Source organism: Frankia sp. CcWB2 (assembly GCF_977927585.1).
Window position 1 is genome coordinate 3,237 of sequence record NZ_CDWRCM010000193.1, and the last position, 3,880, is coordinate 7,116.

A 3,880-nucleotide genomic window follows, 5' to 3' on the forward strand; every position below is an offset into this window, starting at 1 on the left:
AGCCCGTCGATCCCGCCCCGCGCCGCTTTCATTCCCGAGACATCCACGTACTCGGCGCCGAACGCCTCACCCGTGCGCCGACCGATGCGATCAGCGATCCGCCGCTGCGAACCCTCCTCACCCGACTCGGACACGGGCCCGACGGCCCGCTCGCCATCTCCTCGGCGCGATCGACCAGGCCACCGACAGCTTCGCGCGCTGGCCGGACGTGCCGTGGCGGTCCGTCACAGGCTTCCGCAACATCGCCGTTCACACATACTTCGAGGTCGACTGGTCAATTGTGTGGCGCATCCACGCCGGCAGCCACACGTTCTGTTCAGGCCGCCGAGGTCTCACCGCTCGGATCGCCCAGCGTGGCCACCTTCTCCAGCTTGTGTTGCGTTCGTCACACCGGTGGACGTATGCACTCCGCCGCCACCTCCCATCGCTCCAACCAGGAGCGATCCCCACTCCACCATCGCACCCCCACCCGTAGCGCCACAACCTCACTGCTACGGTTGCACAACGCCACAACTCGATAGGTATGGAGAACCGGGATGGCCAAGCGCAACGCCGCGCTCACTCTTCTCTTGGTCGAAATCGGCGCAATCGCGCTACTTGTGAATTCTCTGATCTCGTTCGACTGGCATGAACTTTGGTTCACCCTGTCGATCTCGATCGCTATTCCGTGTTGGGTTCTCGCCGTCAAGGCGCCTTCTACTTGCGGCGTGACAACCCAGCGCCGCACCCCGTGCCGTAAGGTGCTCCCAGCTGATCGCCGATCGGTGTTTTTGATCTAGGTTTCCCGTCTGCGGGCAGGGGTGGGGAGCGACGGTCGTGTCGCGGCGCCGGGTCCACCTGCATCCTCGGCACCGGCGTGCCTGCGGTCGCCTGCGCCAGGCTCCGCCCAGTCCGCCGGCAGCGCGGTCAGCAATGTCCGGCCTGAACGCCAGCGGTTCGGGAGCCGCCGTTGTCGACCCGTTCGACCCACCCGTCGACGGTGAGTTGTCTTGCTGGTGTGGTGGGAGGAGTCGGTGCTTGGTCGCGCCCGGCGGCGACCGATGGCAGAGTACCCTTGAGGTACTGGAGGCACCGACGGACTGGTAGCTGGCGGGAAGGAGACGGACGCGGCGATGATGGAGCAGACGCCCCGGCAGGTTGCGGTCAAGGTCTCGCCGGAAGGCGACAAGCTGATCACCAGTGGCGCGCACTACTTGCATATGAGCAAGAAGGATCTGGTCGAGGCGGCGGTCGCATTTTACCTGGACGCGCGCCGCGAGGAAATGCAGTCCGGGATGCGGGAGCTGCTGAGCGAGCTCGACGGCAGCCGCGCGTCACGGATAGCGATGCTCGCCGGGATGACTCGTGCTGAACTCGACGCGATCGGCGGCGTCGAAGAGGACCGCTGACGGTGGCCGGACGGGCCCGCCCCACGCTCCGCTGCCTGCGAGAGGATCTCGCCTTGACGGTCCCGCGCGCGGACACGCCTTTGGAGGACATCGGCCATCCGCTACTCGGCAAGGTCGGCGACCGCTTCGCCGACGACGACACGCCGCAGGAGCGGATCGCCGCGATCGACGATCAGGTGTTGTTCAAGGTGAAGGTCCAGCGCTGGCGCGGTGCAGTGTGGGTCGACGCCGGGATCCCATGGCTGGTGGCGGCCGGGCAGCGGGAGGAAGGCTCGCCCGATGACTTCTACGCGGCGCTGGCCGCACGCGCAACCGCCGCGCGGGCACGCTACAACGCCAGACACTCGCCTGCTCTCGCCACCACGACCTACACCGGTGGTCAGGAGGACAAGCTGAGGTGGCGGGCCGAGTCGGCGACGCGCGCCGAGCGCACGCTCAGGGCGGCGGTGCACCGGCTGGTAGGCGAGTCACTGCTGGACGGCCAGGAGCACGCCGTCATGCTGGACGGCGCGGCGCTGGGCATCCAGGTCGTCGCTGACCAAGGTCACGAGACCTATGTCGCGATCCGCCTCATCGGCTCGGTCCCGCGACGGCTCGTCGCGACGATCCTCAGCCTCGTACCCGGATGTGAAGCCGACGCATGGATGTCCGCCTACGCCATGCCGCAGCGGGCAGTGGCCCCCGAAGAGCAGATCTGGTCCAACATCATGGACCCAGCCGAGGCTGCGACGTTTCTCGACCAGCAACCATGAGCCTGTCATCCCTCCTGAACCCGAAGAGGAACGTCAACGCGACCACCACGCCGACGACTACGGTCACGAGACGGGTCGAAGCGTCCGGAACCGCCAGACCTGCGGAACACCCGTTCGATCCGGTAGGTGATGTAACGGTCGGCGCGGTCACTGGGCATCGTCCCTGGCCAGGGCACGGGTAGCGACCGGCCGGACGGTGATTTCAGGGGCCGCAACCAAGATCGAACGGTTCGGATGCTGGTACACAGGGGACGTAATGAAGTAACAAATACGCGATCGAGAGCATCATCGCAGGTCACAGGCCTGTGGAGGGTTCGAAACGCGCAAGTTATTTCATTTCGACTCCACAGGGTCCACAAGCTGGCTTTGCCTGCTCAGCCCCCCTTCGGGGGCGCTTTCGCGTTTGCCGCTGGCTCCTGGCTGGACATCAGGTGTCAGCGCGCCTGGCCCCGACTGGGCCCGATCATCTGGGCAACACCGCTACCCCGTGAAGATCGAAGTCGGCGGGCACTAATTATTGACGGCGGTCGAGCTTCCCACCGAGCCTTTTCAAAGTTGGTTGTTCTAATGGCCCTCGCTGGCGAGGACGAGGACGGCCTGGGCGAAGGTGCCGACGCGGCGTGGGCAGCTGCGGAAACGGTCGAATATGTGCCAGTTCTTGAGGACCGCGAATCCTCGTTCGCCTTGTGAGCGGGTGGTGGCGTGGGTCCGGTTGGCCTCCTTGTCACGGTCGGGGAGGTCGTTGTTCTTGGGTTTCTTGATCGGGGCGAGGAGGCGCTCGCCTTCGCCGCCGATGTAGCCCTTGTCCGCGTAGAGGTAGAGCTCCGAACGGTCGATCAGATCGAGAATGTCGTGCATCCGGGCCGCGGTGAGGTCATGGACGGAGCCGGGAAGCCCTTCGGAGATCCAGATCAGCCGGCCGTAGGGGTCGGTGAGGCTCTGCAGGGTGATGCCGTGGTACTTGTGCTTGCCCGAGTAGTACAGCTTGTTATGCGCCCGGACACGATTGGTACGCACGACGGTGCCGTCGAGGATGAGGAAGTTGCTCTGGGTCCACGCGAAAATCCAGGCCGCGGCGAGCAGGGTCCGGCCGTGAGTGGCGAGCAGGCGGACGGCTTCGCGGATGTAGTTGTGGACGGTGCCGACGCTGACCTGGAACCCCTCGGCGAGTCGCTCGTAGCGTTCACCCTTGCGTAGGTGGACGAGTACCAGGAGCCTGCTCGTGTGGGGGCAGCTTGCGCCAGGTCCGGCGCTGGGCGCGGTCCTCGGCCAGCAGCCCCGCGAGGAGGGTCAGGGTCGACTCGGGCAGGTCGACGACACCAGGGTAGATTAGCAACGGAAGTCCTCGGTCAAGGGCACAGTGGAGTAGACACCCTGTGATCTACCGGGGACTTCTCTATTTACGGCACCCCTCCGGCCACCGCCCGGCCAACTATCGCCGCCGCCAGATGGCGGAACGACTGGAGCCGGCGCCCGTTCAATTCGCTAATTGGCGATCCTCAACCGCCGAGAGAATCAGACAAACCGAGATTGAAAAGGCTCGATGTGCCACCGTTTCGTCCGTCCTTCGTCTATCAGCTCACAGTCGGCGCGCCGCCCAAGGGCGAGTGCCCTCGGGCGGCGCGGTTTCAGCCCTGATCCACCGCCCGATTTGGCCAGTTAGCGGTGCGATGAACGCGTAAATGCCCTCTGAGCTGGGATGATGGTCTTACTGAAGGAACCATCCGGACCGGCCGAGAG

General features: G+C 65.4%; 6 protein-coding genes and 1 pseudogene. 4 read left to right on the forward strand and 3 right to left on the reverse strand.

Annotated features, from left to right (window positions below; all coding sequences use genetic code 11):
- Positions 1-169 precede the first annotated feature (169 nt).
- The 4 genes from ACY45C_RS17575 (at position 170) to ACY45C_RS17590 (ending at position 2,140) form a co-directional block, all read left to right on the forward strand.
- Positions 170-475: a HepT-like ribonuclease domain-containing protein gene (locus tag ACY45C_RS17575; RefSeq protein WP_462188652.1), complete on the forward strand. Its 306-nt coding sequence runs from the start codon at positions 170-172 to the stop codon at positions 473-475.
- Positions 476-536: 61 nt separating this feature from the next.
- Positions 537-779 (forward strand): hypothetical protein, encoded by a 243-nt coding sequence (locus tag ACY45C_RS17580; RefSeq protein WP_462188645.1) that lies wholly within the window; start codon positions 537-539, stop codon positions 777-779.
- A 333-nt stretch (positions 780-1,112) separates the two neighbouring features.
- Positions 1,113-1,388, forward strand: coding sequence for a hypothetical protein (locus ACY45C_RS17585; RefSeq protein ID WP_462188646.1), 276 nt, complete (start codon positions 1,113-1,115; stop codon positions 1,386-1,388).
- Between the two features lie 53 nt (positions 1,389-1,441).
- Positions 1,442-2,140 carry a hypothetical protein gene (locus ACY45C_RS17590; protein WP_462188647.1) on the forward strand — a complete coding sequence of 233 codons (699 nt, stop codon included), beginning with the start codon at positions 1,442-1,444 and terminating at the stop codon, positions 2,138-2,140.
- Positions 2,141-2,704: 564 nt separating this feature from the next.
- Here the strand turns inward: ACY45C_RS17590 and ACY45C_RS17595 are convergent.
- The 3 genes and pseudogenes from ACY45C_RS17595 to ACY45C_RS17605 form a co-directional block, all read right to left on the reverse strand.
- Positions 2,705-3,157, reverse strand: coding sequence for a transposase family protein (locus ACY45C_RS17595; protein ID WP_462188648.1), 453 nt, complete (start codon positions 3,155-3,157; stop codon positions 2,705-2,707).
- 129 nt (positions 3,158-3,286) lie between these two features.
- Positions 3,287-3,352 (reverse strand): annotated as a pseudogene (locus ACY45C_RS17600) (hypothetical protein); the annotation flags it as partial.
- Positions 3,324-3,476: a hypothetical protein gene (locus ACY45C_RS17605; RefSeq protein ID WP_462188649.1), complete on the reverse strand. Its 153-nt coding sequence runs from the start codon at positions 3,474-3,476 to the stop codon at positions 3,324-3,326. The pseudogene ACY45C_RS17600 and the gene ACY45C_RS17605, both read right to left, overlap by 29 nt.
- Positions 3,477-3,880 lie beyond the last annotated feature (404 nt).

Coding starts and splice junctions, on each gene's coding strand:
- ACY45C_RS17580 (WP_462188645.1), top strand. CDS start 537: ATGGCCAAGCGCAACGCCGCGCTCACTCTTCTCTTGGTCGAAATCGGC.
- ACY45C_RS17585 (WP_462188646.1), top strand. CDS start 1,113: ATGATGGAGCAGACGCCCCGGCAGGTTGCGGTCAAGGTCTCGCCGGAA.